At 65.5% G+C, this 17,062-nt stretch carries 15 protein-coding genes; all 15 read right to left on the bottom strand.

The window, feature by feature from the left end; translation table 11 throughout:
* Positions 1 to 118: 118 nt before the first annotated feature.
* The gene (locus tag DMP11_RS04335) at positions 119 to 409 is read right to left on the bottom strand and encodes a hypothetical protein (protein ID WP_123185287.1); all 291 of its coding nucleotides are present in this window, start codon (positions 407 to 409) and stop codon (positions 119 to 121) included.
* An 85-nt stretch (positions 410 to 494) separates the two neighbouring features.
* Positions 495 to 728, bottom strand: a complete 234-nt coding sequence (locus DMP11_RS04340; RefSeq protein ID WP_123185288.1) for a NifU family protein — start codon at positions 726 to 728, stop codon at positions 495 to 497.
* Positions 729 to 869: 141 nt separating this feature from the next.
* Complete coding sequence (locus tag DMP11_RS04345; RefSeq protein WP_161555297.1) at positions 870 to 2,513, bottom strand: LCP family protein; 1,644 nt, start codon at positions 2,511 to 2,513, stop codon at positions 870 to 872.
* Positions 2,514 to 2,640: 127 nt separating this feature from the next.
* Complete coding sequence (gene murA, locus DMP11_RS04350) at positions 2,641 to 3,909, bottom strand: UDP-N-acetylglucosamine 1-carboxyvinyltransferase (RefSeq protein ID WP_123185290.1); 1,269 nt, start codon at positions 3,907 to 3,909, stop codon at positions 2,641 to 2,643.
* Between the two features lie 290 nt (positions 3,910 to 4,199).
* Positions 4,200 to 5,060 carry a translation elongation factor Ts gene (gene tsf, locus DMP11_RS04355; RefSeq protein WP_123185291.1) on the bottom strand — a complete coding sequence of 287 codons (861 nt, stop codon included), beginning with the start codon at positions 5,058 to 5,060 and terminating at the stop codon, positions 4,200 to 4,202.
* Positions 5,061 to 5,101: 41 nt separating this feature from the next.
* A complete protein-coding gene (gene rpsB / locus DMP11_RS04360; protein ID WP_371826722.1) occupies positions 5,102 to 6,004 on the bottom strand; it encodes a 30S ribosomal protein S2 in 903 nt (300 codons plus the stop codon).
* Between the two features lie 465 nt (positions 6,005 to 6,469).
* The gene (locus DMP11_RS04365) at positions 6,470 to 8,527 is read right to left on the bottom strand and encodes a class I tRNA ligase family protein (protein WP_123185292.1); all 2,058 of its coding nucleotides are present in this window, start codon (positions 8,525 to 8,527) and stop codon (positions 6,470 to 6,472) included.
* A 136-nt stretch (positions 8,528 to 8,663) separates the two neighbouring features.
* Positions 8,664 to 9,950, bottom strand: coding sequence for a signal peptide peptidase SppA (gene sppA / locus DMP11_RS04370; RefSeq protein ID WP_235869389.1), 1,287 nt, complete (start codon positions 9,948 to 9,950; stop codon positions 8,664 to 8,666).
* Between the two features lie 29 nt (positions 9,951 to 9,979).
* Positions 9,980 to 12,091, bottom strand: a complete 2,112-nt coding sequence (gene rho / locus DMP11_RS04375; RefSeq protein WP_214646993.1) for a transcription termination factor Rho — start codon at positions 12,089 to 12,091, stop codon at positions 9,980 to 9,982.
* On the bottom strand, positions 12,088 to 12,774 hold the full coding sequence (locus tag DMP11_RS04380) for a transaldolase family protein (protein WP_123185293.1): 687 nt from the start codon (positions 12,772 to 12,774) through the stop codon (positions 12,088 to 12,090). Before DMP11_RS04380 ends, rho begins: the two co-directional genes overlap by 4 nt.
* A gap of 725 nt (positions 12,775 to 13,499) precedes the next feature.
* Positions 13,500 to 13,832, bottom strand: coding sequence for a phosphoribosyl-AMP cyclohydrolase (gene hisI, locus DMP11_RS04390; RefSeq protein WP_123185295.1), 333 nt, complete (start codon positions 13,830 to 13,832; stop codon positions 13,500 to 13,502).
* Positions 13,833 to 13,912: 80 nt separating this feature from the next.
* Positions 13,913 to 14,677, bottom strand: coding sequence for an imidazole glycerol phosphate synthase subunit HisF (hisF, locus tag DMP11_RS04395; protein WP_123185296.1), 765 nt, complete (start codon positions 14,675 to 14,677; stop codon positions 13,913 to 13,915).
* Positions 14,678 to 14,945: 268 nt separating this feature from the next.
* A complete protein-coding gene (hisA, locus tag DMP11_RS04400) occupies positions 14,946 to 15,731 on the bottom strand; it encodes a 1-(5-phosphoribosyl)-5-[(5-phosphoribosylamino)methylideneamino]imidazole-4-carboxamide isomerase (protein WP_123185297.1) in 786 nt (261 codons plus the stop codon).
* 15 nt (positions 15,732 to 15,746) lie between these two features.
* Positions 15,747 to 16,433: an imidazole glycerol phosphate synthase subunit HisH gene (hisH, locus tag DMP11_RS04405; RefSeq protein ID WP_123185298.1), complete on the bottom strand. Its 687-nt coding sequence runs from the start codon at positions 16,431 to 16,433 to the stop codon at positions 15,747 to 15,749.
* A 16-nt stretch (positions 16,434 to 16,449) separates the two neighbouring features.
* Entirely contained in the window at positions 16,450 to 17,046 is a 597-nt protein-coding gene (gene hisB / locus DMP11_RS04410; protein WP_306811820.1) for an imidazoleglycerol-phosphate dehydratase HisB, read from the bottom strand.
* Positions 17,047 to 17,062: the final 16 nt, after the last annotated feature.

Consider the following 17,062-nt stretch of genomic DNA (forward strand, 5'->3'; position numbering starts at 1 on the left):
CCGGTACAGGATGAAGGCCGCCAGCGCGAAGCCCAGCACGTAGGCCAGCCCCGCTTTTGACACACGCGTGTGTCAAAAGCGTACGTCCCCCCTGGCACGCCCCCCTGGCACAGCTGCTCTACAAAAGGAAGCGGTTGGGGTTGCCCACGCGGGGCACTTCTTTGGTGCGCTCGGCCACGGTGGGGCCGTTGGTGAGGAAGTGCTCGCAGAAGCGGCACACCTGCTTCAGGGCGGCGTCGTAGTCGCGCTCGGGGTTCAACAGCAGCCCGAAATCTTCCGCCACCTTGTGGGTGGGGCGCACGCAGGCGGCGTAATGGCAGTCAGCAGGGCATGCCTCGCCTGGGGTGTTGTGGGGGCAGCGCCCCTGCATTTCGTCGTCGCAGCCGCGACGGGCCCAGCATTTCACCACGACGGAACCTCCTTCTCTCTTAGGGCCATTAAAACAAAAGCGAGGGCAGCCAAGGCCCTCGCTTTGCAAAACTATCGAATTGCGGCTACATGCCGGCCGGCACCACCGAGGTCACGCCGGGAACGCGCTCTTTCAGGATGCGCTCAACGCCGTTGGCCAGGGTCATCTGCGACATGGGGCAGCCCTTGCAAGCGCCCTGCAGCTCCACGGTCACCACGCCGTCTTCGGACACGTCCACCAGCGACACGTCGCCGCCGTCGGCCTGCAGGGAAGGACGAATGAGTTCCAGCACAGCGGCCACATCGGACTTTTCAACCATGAGAATGCTCCTATCGAGTAGTGTTTTCAAACAGATGGAATGATACCACACCGCCGTCGCGGCCGATGCGGGCCACGAAAGAAGCGCAATCCCGCAACGCCCCCGTCACAGGCGTCCCGGCAACAGGACAAGACGCGCGGGCTACTGGGCGCCGGTGCCGTCGGGGGCCACCCAATCGGTGCCCACGATCACCAGAAGGTCGGTATCGAAGCTGTAGAAATCGCCCCCGTCGAAGGAGCGCCCCACTCCGATGTCGGCCAGGGCCACCTGGGCGGCGATGGCGTACTTCTCATCGTGGTAGATGACGAAGGTTTCCTTGTACAGGGCCCCATCGTCCACATTGCCCACGCTGCTCACGTCAAAACCGGTTTCCAGCAGCACGTCCCGCATGCGTCCCGCCTGCCCGTCTACGCGGCAACCATTGCGCACCGTGACGGAAATCTGCGACAGATCCAACTGGTCGCCGCCGTCGATGGAATCGGGACCGCGGCCGTTCTTGATGTTGTCCAACATCAATTGCCAGGCGTTGTCGGTGATGATGTAGGCGTCGCGGCCGTTTTCAGTGGCCATGCGCCCCGGCACCAGCGAACCGGTAACGGTGACTTCGCCGAAGGGAGTGAACGCCTCCCCCAGCGCCAACAGCCCCGAGGCGTCCCAAGACACCTGCACATCGGCGGAGAGTTCGGAAAGGTAGCCGGCCAAATTGGCGCTTTCATCCCCCAGCGCCTTGTCCAACACCGCCACCATGAAGGCAATCTGGGCGTCGGAGGCCTGCTTCAGGGTTTTGTAGTTCAGCTGGTCGGCCGCGGGAGCGATGGGTACCGTGGCCTCGTCCAGCCCCAACTTGGCCGCCACCGACTTCAGCCCCTCCGCCTTGATGGAGGCAAACTGGGAAATTTTCACATCGGCGATGCTCTCCACGCTTTTGATAAGCTCGGCGTCGCCGCCCACTGCGGCGGCCTCGTAGAGATAGTGACTCTGGCCGTCGCTCAAGGTGAGGGTGATGGAGGAAGGAACGGTGACGAAGGCCAGGTGCTTGTTGGCAGGGTCTACCCGCACCAGCAGATAGGCGGTGTCAGTTTTAAGGCCGGCATCAGCCGAATCAGATCCCTCGCCGCCTTCGCCCTCGGGGTTCTCCCCTTCAGGGGCCTGGCCGCCTTCGCCCTCGCCGGCCGGCTCGCCACCCTGCTGGTCGTCGGCGGAAGCGTTGTCGCCGCCCTCGCCAGCGTTGTCGCCTTCGCCGCTGGCGTTGTCGCCCTCGCTAGCATTGCCGTTGTCGCCCTCATCGCTGTCGCCGCCTTCGCCGGAGGTGTCTCCCTCCCCTGCTGCAGCCCCGTCAGAGGTGCCGGGCAGCTGGGCCGCGCACAGCACGTAGAAGGGCTGCCCCTCTTCGGCGGCCGTCAAAGCGCCGGCGGCGTTGGAGTCCCCCAGGCTCAGCTTGGCGTTCGAGCTGGCGAAGAACACGCCAATGCCCACCGCCACGGCAATCACCAGCACCACGATGCCGATGGCCGCCAGCGTGGCGCCGCTTTTCATGGAAGCGCGGCGGCGCAGCTCTTCGGCATAGGTGCGCTTGGAGATGCGCTTCTTGTATTCGTCGTTGGATTCGCCGGTGCGGGTGCGCGGTTGCACCTGGCGCACGTAACCCCGCTTTGCCTGATTGGTTTTGCGGGCGTCTGAAAAGCTTACGCGGTCGGCGTTGCGGGGCCCCTTCGAAGGCCGGTAGGGCTCGCGCGACGCACCCCCTCCCGCGTTATGGGTGCCATAGGTGCTGGAAGATTCCATTTGCCTGGATATCCGTCGGGTTTGCTGAGCTCGGCGTTTGTTGCTATCTAGCATGGCGTCTCCTTGCACCAATTTATACAGCACAAAGATTGTACCCTATGGAAGCCCCAAACAGATGTCGGAACCTCTACAGAACCCGACGGGTCACATCGGCCCCCAGCGAAGCCAGCTTGCCCACGTAGTCCTCGTAGCCGCGGTCGATGTGCTCGATGCGGTGCACCTGGGTTTGCCCGTCGGCCACGATGCCCGCCAGCACCAGCGCCCCGCCGGCGCGCAAGTCGGTGGATTTCACCGGCGCCCCCTGCAGCCGCCCCACGCCGCGCACGATGGCGTGATGGTCCTCGATGGAGATGTCGCCCCCCATGCGGTGCAGCTCGGCGGCGAACATGAAGCGGTTCTCGAACACGTTTTCCGTGATGACCGAAACCCCGTCGGCCATGGAAGCCAGCAGCATGAACTGCGCCTGCAGATCGGTGGGGAAGCCCGGATGCGGCAGCGTTTGGATGTCGATGCTGGAAAGCGAACGGGTGCGGGAAATAGTGACGGAATTCTCGCCGGTGGTCACATCGCAGCCCATGGCCCGCAGCTTCACGATGGCCATGTGCAGGTGGTCCGGGTTCACCCCTTCCACCGTCAGGGGGCCGCCGGTCAAGGCGCCCCCCACCAGGAAGGTGCCCGCCTCGATGCGGTCACCCACCGTGGTGTGCTCGCAGGGATGCATGGCGGAAAGCGGCACCCCTTCCACCTCTATCACCGAACTGCCGGCGCCGGTGACTTTGGCCCCCATGGCGTTCAGCATGTTGGCCAAGTCCACGATTTCCGGCTCGCGGGCGGCGTTTTCGATCACCGTGCGGCCTGGCGCCACCACGGCCGCCATCAGCATGTTCTCGGTGGCGCCAACGCTGGCGAACTCCAGCAGCACCGATGCGCCGTGGATGCCGCCCGGGGTTTCGGCCAGAAGATCGCCGTGGTCGACAGTGAACTGCACCCCCAGCGCTTCCAGCCCCACCATGTGCATGTCTATCTTGCGCGCGCCAATTTGGCAGCCGCCGGGCATGGCCACATGCGCCCGGCCGAAGCGGCCGATGAGCGGCCCCAGCACCGAGATGCTGGCGCGCATCTTCGACACCAAATCGTAGGGAGTGGTGTAGCTGTCCACCGTGGAGGTGTCCACAATCACGGTGTGGCCTTCCCGCTCCACCGTTGCCCCCAAACGCCGCAACACCTCCCCCATCAGGCGGATGTCGGAAATGTCCGGCACGTTGTGAAGGATAGTGCGCCCCTGGCCCAGGATGCTTGCAGCCATCAGCTTCAGCGCCGAGTTCTTGGCGCCGGATACGCGCACCGTGCCCCGAAGGACGCCGTTGCCTTTCACCACAATTACTTCTTCGGACATGAAACCACCTTTATCGGGTAAAACCGCGGCCGGGATACGGCCGCGTCGCGGGTTGGTTTCCCTATTATAGGAGAAAACCGAAACCTCACCTTCCCGCTTCGCAATAACCCCACGGCCGTCGCGCCGAGGCGCACGCCAGCGCCGGCTCCGCGCTCCCCCTTCGACCGCCGGGCATCCGGCATAGCGCCCCTTCCGGCCGCCCCCATGCCCCGGGCGCGAAAAAATCCCCGGCCGAAACCGGGGATTTCCAAAGCTCAGATCTTCGCGCCTCAAAGGCGCCGGACGAAAAGTTACTCGCCCAGCTGGAAGCGGATGAAGCTGGTCACCTTGATGGTGCCGCCCAGCTCCTTGGCGGTGTCGTCGGTGTACTGGGATACGGTGACGTCGGGGTTCTTCACGAAGGTCTGCTCGGTGAGGCAGTTCTCCTTGTAGAACTTGTCCATGCGGCCCTGGGCCATGCGCTCCTGGATGGCCTCCGGCTTGCCGGACTCGGCCGCCTGGGCCTTGTAGATGGCCATCTCGTGGGCGGCCACGTCGGCGGGCACGTCCTCGCGGGTGCAGGACACCGGGTTGATGGCAGCCACCTGCATGGCAACGTCGCGGCCGTAGGCCTGGAACGCGGCGTCGGCGGGGTTGATGCCCTCCACGTCGAAGGTTACCAGCACACCGATCTTGCCGCCACCGTGGATGTAGGAAGCCACAGCCGGGGCCTCCACCACGGCCACGCGGGCCAGCTGGGTGTTCTCGCCCATCACATGGATGGCGTCGGTGAGGATGGCCTCCACAGTCTCGCCGTCGATCTCGGCGGCCTTGGCGGCTTCCACGTCCTGGGCACCGGCGGCCAGGGCAGCGCGGGCGATGCGGTCGGCGTAGGCCTTGAACTTCTCGTTCATGGCCACGAAGTCGGTTTCGCAGTTCAGCTCGATGCAAGCACCGGTCTTGCAGTCGTCGGACACGATGGCCATGACGGTGCCCTCGTTGGTGGCACGGCCGGCCTTCTTGGCCACAGCGGCCAGGCCACGGGTGCGCAGCACGTCAACGGCGCCGTCCATGTCGCCGTCGGCCTCGGCCAGGGCCTTCTTGCACTCCATCATGCCGGCACCGGTCATCTCGCGCAGCTCTTTAACCATAGAAGCAGTGATAGCAGCCATGTTGTCTCTCTTTCTAAAAGTTAGGAACGAAAAGTGCGCCTTTACTCGGCGAAGGTTTCGGAAACTTCAACGTCGTCGTTGGCAGGGGCGGGGGCGGCAGCGGCCGGAGCGGCCTCTTCCTTGGTCACCACGCTGGTGCCGTCAGCGGTGCCGATGGCCTCCACCTCGACGGTGCCCTCGGGGGTTTCCACCACAGAGGTGACCACTTGGCCCTCGGGAACCGCGCCGGCCATCTCGGCCACGGTCACTTCGGCGCCCGAGCCGGCGATTACGGCGTCGGCGATGAAGTCGGCCAGCATGCGCACCGAACGGATGGCGTCGTCGTTGGCGGGAATGCCGAAGTCCACGTCATCGGGGTCGCAGTTGGTGTCCAGGGTGCCCACCACGGGAATCTCCAGGCGCTTGGCCTCGTGGATGGCAATCTGCTCGCGGCAGGTGTCGATCACGAACACGGCGTCGGGCACCTTCTTCATGTTGCGGATGCCGTTGAGGTTGGTCTGCAGCTTGGCCAGCTCTTTGCGCAGCAGGATCTGCTCCTTCTTGGGCAGCAGCGCCATGCGGCCGTCGGCCTCCATGGCCTCCAGCTCTTCCATGCGGTTCACACGGGCGCGGATGGTGACGAAGTTGGTCAGCTCGCCGCCCAGCCAGCGGGAGTTCACGTAGGGCATGCCGCAGCGGTTGGCGGCTTCCACGATGGGCTCCTGCGCCTGCTTCTTGGTGCCCACGAACAGCACCACGCCGCCCTTGCGGGCCAGGTCGGACACGAAGGTGTAAGCCTTGTCCATGCCGATGAGGGTTTGCTTCAAATCAAGGATGTAGATGTCGCCGCGGCTGCCGAAGATGTACGGCTTCATTTTGGGGTTCCAGCGACGGGTCTGATGACCGAAGTGCGCGCCTGCTTCAAGCAGCGACTGAATGCTGACTTTCGCCATTTCATTCTCCATTCGTTAGTCCTCTGCCCGCGGTCTTCCTTGCCTTCCGCAGCCTTTTCCGGTGGCCACTGGCGGAGCCAAGTCGCGCGAGCATGTGTGATAGTTGCCGCCGCGTCCGCACCATTGCGAACACAGCCTGCCTAAAATACCACAATGGCCGGCGTTTTCAAGGGAAAACCGGCGGAATGCACGCACTCGTCACGAGAAGCGGCTGGCATTTCGTCCTCCGCGTTGAGCCCTCGTAGACACAGGTCCTCGCACCAGGGGTTCTTCGTAGGGCAGACATCCTATGTCTGCCTGGGCCGCCAGCACGGGCGGGCCGTCCGTTAGGCAGAGATAGAATCTCTGCCCTACGAAAACTGCGGTCGGGATTTTCAAGGGAAATATTGGCCAGCGCACGTAAAAACCGCGCGCCACCAAAACGGGACGCTCCCCCCGACATGCCCTCTCCAGACGCCCGGCAAGGGCGGCCCTTACTTATTTATATTGGCTCTCGTGCTTGCGGAAGAAGTCGAAACGGGGCGGCAGCGGCTGGATGCGGTGGGCCCCCTCGTCGATCTCCATGGCCGAGCACAGCTCCTCCATGCCCTCGAAATCGTAGTTCCAGCTGAAGAAGTCGGCGAAGTCGAAGGAGAGGTAATCGCAGATGGTTTCGCAGCCCCTCGGCACCACCGGGTGCATCAGCAGCGCGGCCACCCGCAGAAGGTAGAAGGAATCCACCAGCACCTGGCGGCGCGCCGCGGCGGCAGCGGCCTGCTGCGCTGCGGTTTCGGCGTCGTCTCCCAGCTTCTGGGCGGCGGTGATGCCATCGGTCCAGCACTTGTTGGCGTAGCGGATGAACTCGTCCATCTGCGACATGATGCTGTGCAGCTCCACCCGGTGCATGGTGGCCTCGTAGGTTTGCAGCACCTGGGCCACCCGGGCCACCACATCAGGGCTCACCGCCCCCAGCGGCATGCAGCCGTCGAAGTTCTTCTGGGCTTCGTAGAAGCAACTGCGGGCCAGGCGGTTGAACACGTTGGTGAGCAGCGCGCCCTCCTTCAGCACCGGGTCGGCCACGCGGGGGTCGTCGCGCTTCTTCTCGTCGGGGTCGAAGGGCTTTGGGCTGAAACCCACGGACTTTTGATCCAGCCCCAGCGCCAGGAAGTGGGCGCGCAGCTGTTCCACCGTGTAGTGCTCCAGCAGCTGCTCGCCAGTGGGCGGCTTCACCTTCCCCGACGACGACGCCTTGGTTTTGCCGAACAGCATGTGGTGGTTGGCCACCAGCGTGGTTTGGCGCAGCGGCGTTTCGGTGGCTTCGCCGGTGAGGATGTCCAGCGGCTTCAGCGCTTCCCACATGGCCGGCTGGGCCACCCCGTAGAAGTAAAGGTTGTCCTGGCCGATGAACTGGTACACGCAGGCGTCGTCGGCGCACCAGAAGTCGCGCCAGGCGCCGCGGGGCAGGCCGCGGGCATCGTTGGCGGCGATGGTGAAGGAGATAGGGGCCCACAGCGATTCCGGCCAGCACCACACGGTAAGGCCTTCCACCCCTTCCATTTCAGGGGCGCGCACCCCCCACTCGATGTTGCCGGTGATGCGGAAGGGCACCAGCGCCTTGCCGGTGCGCAGCCGGATGCCGGCACCGGTGAGCACCGGACGGGCGGCGTCGCGGTCTTCGATGGTATCGAACTCCAACTCGAAGCTCTGCTTGCCCTTCTCGGCCGGACGGAACACGTGGGGCGGCAGCTGATCGGCCAGCGCCAGGTAGTCGTCGTAGGCCTCGTTCTTTACGAAGATGATAGGGGGGACCAGAAATTCCTTCACCGCCTGCGGCACGATGGCGCGGATTTCCGGGTCCGCCTCCATGGCCTCGGCGCTGGCGTCCAGGTAGTCGCGGAAGGCGGGCAGGTCGAAGTACCAGTTTTCCACCGGGCGCATCTCGGGCACGGTGCCGGTTATCGACGACACCGGGCTGATGAGGTCGGCAGGCTCGTACTGATGGCCCAAATCACACTCGTCGGCGTAGGCGTTCTCCGACTTGCATCCGGCCACCGGGCAGCGGCCGTGCACCTGGCGCCCGTTTAAGAAGGTGTTGGCCTGGGTGTCGAAGAACTGCAGCGTAGAGCTCAGCTGCAAATGGCCGTTATCGTGCAGGACGCGGATGAAGCCGTCGGTGACTGTTTGGTGCACGTCGCCGGCGTGTCCGATGCCGGAACCCTCGTAAATGTCCAGGCTAATCTGGTAATCCTCCAGCGTGGACTTTTGGACCTCGTGATTGGCCATCACGTAATCGGCAATGGAGCCATCGCACGTGCCCGCCTCCACCGCCTTGCGGTAGCCTTCGTTGATGGGGCTGCCGAAGCAGTCGGTGCCGCTGACGAAGCGCACGTTTTCGGCGCCGATGCGGTCGCGCAGAAAGCGGGCGAAGCAGTCGGCCGGCACGAAAACGCCGCCGATGTGGCCGAAGTGAAGCGGTTTGTTGCCGTAGGGCATGCCTGCGGTGACCACGGCGCGCGCCGGCCACTCCACCTTTTCGCTCATGTTCAGGTCAGCCATGAGTTTCCCTCTCTTGCCGCCTGGCTCGGCCCTCGCCGGCCGAAGCGGCCCTTATGCTTCCAAAAGGCCGGGCCCCGCACATCCGGAACCCGGCCTTGCCAATGTTAGCCCATAACAGGGTCCCGTCGGGCGGAATTTATGCCGCCATCCCCAGGGCTGCCTGCGCCTGCAGCGCCTCTTCGGCCTGAGCCGGCTGGGCCTCGTCTTCGCCCATCAGCCCCAGCAGCGAGCTGAGGTCGGCGCCGCTCTGCTGCAGGTAAATCACGTCGTAGGAGGAAACCCCGCCCAGCATGGCGGCGAAGTCCATGGCGTCCTCCAGGGTGCCGATCTCATCCGCCAGGCCGTTTTCCACCGCGTCGATGCCGGTGAAGGTAAGGCCGGTGGCCAGCGCCCGCACTTCCTCTTCGGTCATGCCGCGGCCGGCGGCCACCTTCTCGATGAACGTGGCGTTGATCTGGTCCACCATCTGCTGGTAGTAGGCGCGCTCCTCTTCGGAAAGGGCGCGGTCGCCGTAGGTGGAGTCCTTCGACTCGGCGGAGGTGATGTTGTCGATGCGGATGCCCAGCTTCTCCAGAAGGCCGGAGTAGTCGGTTATCTGCATGGCGGTGCCGATGGAGCCGATAGCAGTGGTTTCGGCGGTGAAGATGTAATCGGCCTGGGAGGAAATCTCGTAGGCGGCGCTGGCGTTCATGGAGGCGCTGGACACCACGATGGGCTTGCTGAAGTCCCGCACGTAGATGGCCATTTCTTCACCGGCTGTAGCGGTGCCGCCGCCGGAATTCACCCGCAGCACCACGGCCACGATGTTGTCGTCGGCTTCAGCGCGGTCAAGCTGGGCTTTCAGCCCCTCGGGACTTGCGGTGCTGCCGTCGTACTGGATGGTGCCATCGATGTTGATGACCCCCACCGTGTCGCCGTAAGTAACCTCATCGGCCACCGAGCCCAGGCCGCCCAGGCTGCCCATGGAGGCGGAGAACACCGAGGTGCACGAGCCGATGGCGATGGCGCACAGCAGAAAAAGGCAAATCACCACCGCAAGGCCCACAATCCAGCCCTTGCCCCCCTTCTTCGGGGGAGCCACCGGAGTCGGGGCTGCCGCCGGAGCCGGGGCGGCACCGTACGGGGGCACCGCGCCGCCGCCGTAGCCGTAGGTGGCGGCATAGGCGGAAGCCGGCGCGGCAGCGGGCTGCGAATAGGCGGGGCGGGCGGGCGGCGCAGCGGAGGCCGGGGCAGCGCCAGGGGCCGCAGCGGGGGCTTCAGTGTACAGGCCACCGTAAGGGGCCGTGGAAGCCGCCGGGGCCGGGGCCCAGCCGGCCTCCTTCCCCGCAGCTTCACCGCCTGCCGGGGCGCCCTCCCCCGCGGCAGCATCATCGCCGGCGGCGGGCCACATGTCGTTCTGCCATTGTTTTTCGGAATCGCTCACAGCGCATCTAGTCCTTTGGTTTTCCAGCCCTACAGTTCCATGTTCTCGTCCATGCGCCCTTGGGCCACCTGGGCCTTCTTGGCGGTGCGCATGAGGAACTGCTGGTTGTTCTCGGTCTTCTTCAACGATTTGATCAGCATGTCCATGGCCCGCTCGGTGTTGTTCAAATTCGCCAGAATGCGGCGCACAGCCCAAATGAGCGGCGCTTCCATCTGGTCCATCAGCAGCTCTTCCTTGCGGGTGCCGGAGGCCACCGGGTCGATGGCGGGGAAGATGCGGCGGTCGGCCAGGTAGCGGTCCAGCTTCAGTTCCATGTTGCCGGTGCCCTTGAACTCCTCGAAAATCACCTCGTCCATCTTCGAGCCGGTGTCGATGAGGGCCGACGCCAAAATGGTAAGGCTGCCGCCGCCCTCGATGTTGCGGGCGGCGCCCAGAAAGCGCTTGGGCGGGTACAGGGCGCTGGAGTCCACGCCGCCGGAGAGCACACGGCCCGAGGCCGGCTGGGCCAGGTTGTAGGCGCGGGCCAGACGGGTGATGGAGTCTAGCAGAATCACCACGTCAACGCCGTTCTCCACCAGGCGCTTCGCCCGCTCTATCACCAGCTCGGCCACCTGGATGTGGTTTTCGGTGGGCATGTCGAAAGTGGAAGAGATCACTTCGCCGCGGATAGAGCGCTGCATGTCGGTAACTTCTTCGGGGCGCTCGTCCACCAGCAGGCACATAAGGTGCACGTCGGGGTTGTTGGCGGAAATGGCGGCGGCGATGTCCTTCAGGATGGTGGTTTTGCCCGCCTTCGGGGGCGACACGATAAGGCCGCGCTGCCCCTTGCCGATGGGAGCCACCAGGTCGATGACGCGAGCGGTGATGGTGTTCTTGCCGTGCTCCATCACCAGGCACTCGTCCGGGTACACCGGCGTGAGGTCAGCGAATTTGGGGCGGCTCCCCAGCTCTTCTACCGGGATGCCGTTCACGGAGATGATCTTCTGCAGCGCGGCGAACTTGTCGTTCTCGCGGGCGGGGCGGGTTTGGCCCCGCACCATGTCGCCAGGGCGCAGGCCGTTGCGGCGCACCAGATTGGCGCCGATGTAGACGTCCTTCTCGCCCGGCAAGTAGCCGGAAGTGCGCAGGAAGCCGTAGCCGTCGCCCATGATGTCCAGGATGCCCTGCACTTCGATGAAGCCCTCCGCCTTCATGGTGGCCTCGAACACGGCCTCCACCAGCTCCGACTTCTTCATGCCGGCGGCGTCAAGCTCCAACTCGGCGGCGCGGGCCCGCAGGTCGGCCACCTTCCATTCAGCCAGCTCTTCCTTGGTGACAGACGGCGCTACCTCGCGGTTGTTCTGGCGGTGCTGGCGCCGCTGGTTGCGGTTGTTCTGGTTGTTCTGGTTGTTTTGGCCGTTCTGGTTGCCCTTGCCCTGGTTGTTGCGGTTGTTCTTGCCGCCCTGGCTGTTGCCCTGGGCCTGATTGTTGCCGGGACGCTTCTCGGGGCGCTGCTTCTCGCGGCGCAGGGGGCGCTTCTGGCGGCCCTCCCCATCGGCGGCCGGGGCCCCCTCGGCGGCATCGGCGGCCGGGGCCGCCGCCTCAGCCGGCTCTGCGGCCGGGACGGCGGGCACATCGGCGCCCTCGTCGGCTGCGGCGCGGGTGCGACGGGTGCGGCGGGGCTTCGCTTCTGCCTCGGCGCCCCCGTCGGCCGCGGGCGCGGCAGCAGCTGCGGCATCGGCGCCCCCGTCGGCCGCGGGCGCGGCAGCAGCTGCGGCATCGGCCGCGGCAGCCTGCGCCCCTTCGGCTTCCATAGCCTTCTTGCGGCCGCGAGCGGCCCGTTTCGGGGCCTCCGGGGCCTCATCGGCTACGGGAGCGGCAGGGGCGGCAGCCACCTCGTCCGCCTTCGCGCGGGCGCGGGTGCTGCGCTTTTTGGGAGCCGCCGCCTCTCCTTCCGCAGCCCCTTCTGCCAGCGCCTCGGCCGCGGCTTCCGCCTTTTTGCGGGCAGCGGTCTTGCGCTTCGGCTTCTCCTGGGCCTCGTCTGCCGCCTCCGCTGCGGCCGGCGCCCCTTCGGCAGCCGCCTTACGGGTGCGGATGGCGCGGCGCTTCGGCGCTTCTGCCGATTCGGCTGCGCCCTGGTTCTCCTCAGTTACTTCACTCATGCGTTCTGAACTTTCTCCCAGTCCTTAAGGAATGCGTCCAAGCCGCGCTCGGTAAGCGGGTGCTGCACCATCTTCTTCAGCACACCGAAAGGCACGGTGGCGATGTCGGCCCCCATCAGGGCGGCCTGGGTTACGTGGTTGGCGCTGCGGATGGACGCAGCGATGATCTCGATCTTCTCGCCGTTAACGGTGTTGGCGGTGAAGTCGTAGTTGCCGATGGCGCTACATACCTGTTCCAGCTGGAACAGGCCGTCTTCGGAGATGTCGTCAAAGCGGCCCACGAACGGCGAGATGTAACGGGCGCCGGCGCGGGCGGCCAGAAGCGCCTGGGGCACGGTGAAGCACAGAGTCATGTTCACGGGAATGCCGCGACCGGCCAGGGTATGGGTGGCGGCCAGGCCCTCCACCATGGTGGGAATCTTCACCACTACGTTGGGGGCGATTTCCGCCAGCTTGCAGCCGTCGGCCACAATTTCGTCGCGGGTCATGGCCACCGACTCGGCCGACACGGGGCAGTCGGGCCCCACGATATCGCAGATGCGCTTGATGTGGTTGTGAAAATCGTCCAGCTTGCCTCCAATGCGGGCGTACAAGCTGGGGTTGGTGGTCACACCCGCCAACGCGCCCCAGCTGGCCGCCTCCTCGATTTCCGCCAAGTCAGCGGTGTCCAAAAAGAACTTCACGGTTTCCTCCTCAAAATAGGGAATGGGCGGGAACAAACAGCGCTTGCGCGCACAGTACCTGAGGGGTCAAAAATACCTGAGGAATTTCCCATCTTGTCAAAGCGAAAGGATAAGAAGCGGCCGAATCATCACCTCTGGCACCGGGCGAAAGCCCTGGCCTGCTGCATTTGTTTCACGAAAAGGGATAAGGCCAGCACCTATAGTAGCGCAAGGGGGGCGCCGGTTCAAGCAACCAATAGCCATCAGCGGCAACCAACGGCCATGCCCGCACGCCGTCCGCAACCCGCGTCCACATGCCCCCGCGCGCCGCACCCGCATGCCACACGCCGTCCGCCGCACACGCCCGCATGCCGCACGCCGCCCGCATGCCGCATGTCCGCATTCCCGCACGCCGCACACGCCGCACACGCCCGCTCGCAACCCACATCCGCCGCCCGCATGCCCCCGCGTGGCGGAAATAGCCGCCTAGTTCCGCCACTGGACCCGAAACGAAGCCCTGGCATCGAACTGGTGGCGGAAATAGGGGCCTAGTTCCGCCACAACTCGGAATAAGCGGGGTTTTTGTCCCGCCGTGGCGGGATTAGGCGGCTATTTCCGTCACGGCGGGCACAACGGAGGGACTCGGCGGCGCCGGCGGCGGGATTAGGCGGCTATTTCCGCCACGGGGGATGAAATGCGGGACGATGAAGAGGCGGAAAAGGGCTGCGCGGGACATCTTCTCCAAGTTAGCTGCCTGTAGGAGCGTCGAAGGCGCGGAAGAAACAGGAGCGGGCGCCGGTGTGGCAGGCGGGGCCGGCGGGGCGCACCCGGGCCAGCAGCGTGTCGCCGTCGCAGTCGTAGCGCAGCTCCACCAGCTTCTGGGTATTGCCCGAAGTTGCCCCTTTGTGCCATACCTCTTGACGGCTGCGGGACCAGAACACCGTTTCGCCGCACTGCAGCGTGCGGGCAAGGGTATCGGCGTTCATCCAGGCCATCATCAGCACCTCGCCACTATCGGCATCTTGCACGATGCAGGGAATGAGGCCGTCTTGGCTGAATTTCAACAGGGAGAAATCCATCGTGGAGTTCCTTTCACCGGGTACGGGCCGAGCAAACCGGGGCCGTGCGCCTAAAGCCGAAGCGCCGACGCCCCACAGGGCTACAGCCGAACGGGAATACCGAAGCTGGCCATCGATTCCTTCACCTGGCGCACCGTGAATTCGCCGAAATGAAACACGCTGGCGGCCAGCACCGCATCCGCCTCCCCTTCCAGGATGCCCTGGGCGAAGTGCTCCAGCTTCCCCACGCCGCCGCTGGCGATAACCGGCACGTCCACCGCCCGCGCCACCGCACGGGTAAGGGCACAGTCGAAGCCGTCGCGGCTGCCATCGCGGTCCATCGAGGTGAGCAGAATCTCCCCCGCGCCGCGCCGCGCCGCCTCGGCCGCCCATTCCACCGCATCCAGCCCCGTGGCCTTGCGACCGCCGGCCACGTACACCTCCCACTTGTTGGGATTGCCCGGCACCTGCTTGGCGTCGATGGCGCACAGGATGGCCTGGGTGCCGAAGGCATGGGCCGCATCGGTGATGAGCTGGGGGTTCGCCACCGCAGCCGAGTTCACCGACACCTTGTCGGCGCCGGCGGCTATCATGCGGCGAATGTCCGCCACGCTGCGGAATCCGCCCCCCACGCAGAAGGGCAGGTGCAGCCGCTCGCTGGCGTGGCTGGCCAGCTCCACCGTGGTGTCGCGATTGTCGGAGGTGGCGGTGATGTCCAGAAACACCACCTCATCCGCCTTCTGCTGATCGTAGCGGCAGGCCAGCTCGATGGGGTCGCCGGCGTCCCGCAGCCCCACGAAATTCACGCCCTTCACCACGCGCCCGTCCTTCACGTCCAGACAGGGAATCACCCGTTTAGTAAGCATGTGCACCTTTCCTTCAGGAGACAAAGGCTTTCCTTGTCAGTTTAGGCAGGGATAGAATCTCTGCCCTACGAATTCGACCCGCGATAGCATCCTGGCTGGGCCGACCCGGCAGGTCGGAGCGAGGTCCGGCCAAGCGGAGTAGAGGGGAAATCCACTCGCCTGAAGGGCGAGTTAGTTCCCCTCGTACGGAGCGTCGAGCGCAGGCCTGTCGGGTCGGACCACCCTCCAGAAACCTGACGTTATCCCCGTCCCCCGTCATATGCGCGTTTTACGCGAGGTCTTCCAAGGTGAGGGGGGTTTCTTCGGCGGAGAGGGTGCCGGCTTCCAGGGTGTGGTGGCAGGCGGCAACGCCTTCTTGCACGGTGAGGGTGCGCTCATATAGGGCGCGGCCGGCGATGATGCCCTCGATGGCGTCGGCAATGGGGTAAAGGGCCTGGATGTCGGCCACGGTAGAGAGGCCCCCCGACGCGATGACAGGGTTGCCGAAGGCGGCGGCCATGGCCTGATAGGCGGCGGCATCGAAGCCGGTTTGCATGCCGTCGCGGGCGATGTCGGTGAACACTAGGCGCTCGTAGCCCAAAGCCGCCATGCGGGCCGCCAGAGCTTCGGCACCGATGCCCGAGCCTTCCGTCCAACCGGCCACAGCCACCTCCCCTGCCTTGGCATCGATGCCAGCCACCAGCGCATCGGGGCCGAACTTCTCGATGGCCGCCTGGGCGAAATCCGGGTCGCGCACCAGCGCCGTGCCCAGAATAACCCGGTTGGCGCCGGCGTCCAGCAAACGGTCGACCACCTCCAGACTGCGCACGCCGCCGCCCACTTCCACCGAAAGCTTCGTGCGGGCCAAGATGGCGCGCACCACCTCGATGTTATCGGCGTTGCCGCTCTTGGCGCCGTCCAAATCCACCACGTGCAGCCACTGGGCGCCGGCCTCCTCGAACAACTGCGCCTGCAGCACCGGGTCGTCGTTGTACTCGGTCACGGCAGCGTAATCGCCTTTGGCCAGGCGCACCGCCTTGCCCCCCAGTATGTCTATGGCAGGAAGCAGATACATGCGATCATCCTTTCCTTAAAAACCTGACGTTATCCCCGTCCCCCTGTCACGAGCAGCGAGGCGGACGAAGTTCGCGAGCAGCCGAGCGCCGGCATCCGAGCTTTTCTCCGGGTGAAACTGCACACCGAACTGGGGATTTCCCGGTACTGCCACCGCCGAGGGAAAGCTCTGGGCATGGCAAGTGCAGGCCACGGTGGCCGGCGTTTGCGGCGCCTGGAAGCTGTGGGTGAAGTAAAAGAACTCCCCATCGCGGATGCCCTCGAACAGGGCCTGGGGCAGCGAAGGGGCGCCTGGCACCAGCTCAACGCTGTTCCAGCCCACATGGGGCACCTTGAAGCTGCGGCCGGCCTCATCGGTGGCGGGAACGCGCCCCACAACCCCCGGCAAAAGCCCCAGGCCCGGCGCCGGCGCGTCCGCTGAAGCGTGCTCTTCGCCGCCGGCGAACATGAGGTGCATCCCCAGGCAGATGCCCAGAAACGGCACGCCGGCCGCGCAGGCCTCCCTAAGCGCTGCGGCCAAACCCAGCTGGTCCAACGTGGCGGCGGCGTCGCTGAAAGCACCCACGCCGGGAAGCACCACCGCATCGGCGGCGCGCACGTCGGCAGGGCGGTCGGACACTAAAACCTCGGCGCCGGCCGCCTGCAGCCCCCGCTCCACGCTGCGGATGTTGCCCTTGTGGTAATCGACTAAAACAACGCTCACCGGTCTGCCCCGCTTCCTACAGCGCGCCTTTAGTGGAGGGCAGCGCCCCGGCGGCCCGCGGGTCGGGCTCTACCGCCTGGCGCAGCGCCCGGGCCACCGCCTTGAAGGTGGCCTCGATCACGTGGTGCGCGTTGTCGCCGGCCAACTGGCGCACGTGCAAGGTTATGCCGGCGTTGGCGGCCAGCGCGATGAAAAACTCCCGCGCCAGCTGGGCATCGAAGTCCCCCACCATGCCGAAGGGCAGCTGCACGTCCCAGTACAGGGCACCGCGGCCGGAGATATCCAGCGCCGCCATCACCAGCGCCTCGTCCATGGGCAAAACGCACTGGCCGAAGCGGGAAATCCCCCGCTTGTCCCCCAGCGCGCTCGCCAGCGCTTGCCCCAGCACAATGCCGGTGTCCTCCACCGTGTGGTGGCCGTCCACCCGCAAATCGCCCTTGGCGTCCACCTGCAAATCCAGCAAACCGTGGCGGCCGAAGGCGTCCAGCATGTGATCGAAGAACCCGATGCCGGTTTGGGCGTCCACCGTGCCGGCGCCGTCCAGCCCCACCTCGATGGTGATGTTGGTTTCCTTCGTGGCCCGGCTCACCCGGGCAGTGCGCATGTCCATCATGTCGTCCCTATCTGCT

It is taken from the genome of Parvibacter caecicola, assembly GCF_003725335.1.
In the GTDB taxonomy this organism is placed as follows: domain Bacteria; phylum Actinomycetota; class Coriobacteriia; order Coriobacteriales; family Eggerthellaceae; genus Parvibacter; species Parvibacter caecicola.

Bases quoted from the DNA above. Each gene is read 5' to 3' on its own strand.
- DMP11_RS04340 (WP_123185288.1), bottom strand. From the start codon at position 728: ATGGTTGAAAAGTCCGATGTGGCCGCTGTGCTGGAACTCATTCGTCCT.
- DMP11_RS04345 (WP_161555297.1), bottom strand. From the start codon at position 2,513: ATGGAATCTTCCAGCACCTATGGCACCCATAACGCGGGAGGGGGTGCG.
- murA (WP_123185290.1), bottom strand. From the start codon at position 3,909: ATGTCCGAAGAAGTAATTGTGGTGAAAGGCAACGGCGTCCTTCGGGGC.
- tsf (WP_123185291.1), bottom strand. From the start codon at position 5,060: ATGGCTGCTATCACTGCTTCTATGGTTAAAGAGCTGCGCGAGATGACC.
- rpsB (WP_371826722.1), bottom strand. From the start codon at position 6,004: ATGGAGAATGAAATGGCGAAAGTCAGCATTCAGTCGCTGCTTGAAGCA.
- DMP11_RS04365 (WP_123185292.1), bottom strand. From the start codon at position 8,527: ATGGCTGACCTGAACATGAGCGAAAAGGTGGAGTGGCCGGCGCGCGCC.
- rho (WP_214646993.1), bottom strand. From the start codon at position 12,091: ATGAGTGAAGTAACTGAGGAGAACCAGGGCGCAGCCGAATCGGCAGAA.
- hisI (WP_123185295.1), bottom strand. From the start codon at position 13,832: ATGGATTTCTCCCTGTTGAAATTCAGCCAAGACGGCCTCATTCCCTGC.
- hisF (WP_123185296.1), bottom strand. From the start codon at position 14,677: ATGCTTACTAAACGGGTGATTCCCTGTCTGGACGTGAAGGACGGGCGC.
- hisA (WP_123185297.1), bottom strand. From the start codon at position 15,731: ATGTATCTGCTTCCTGCCATAGACATACTGGGGGGCAAGGCGGTGCGC.
- hisB (WP_306811820.1), bottom strand. From the start codon at position 17,046: ATGATGGACATGCGCACTGCCCGGGTGAGCCGGGCCACGAAGGAAACC.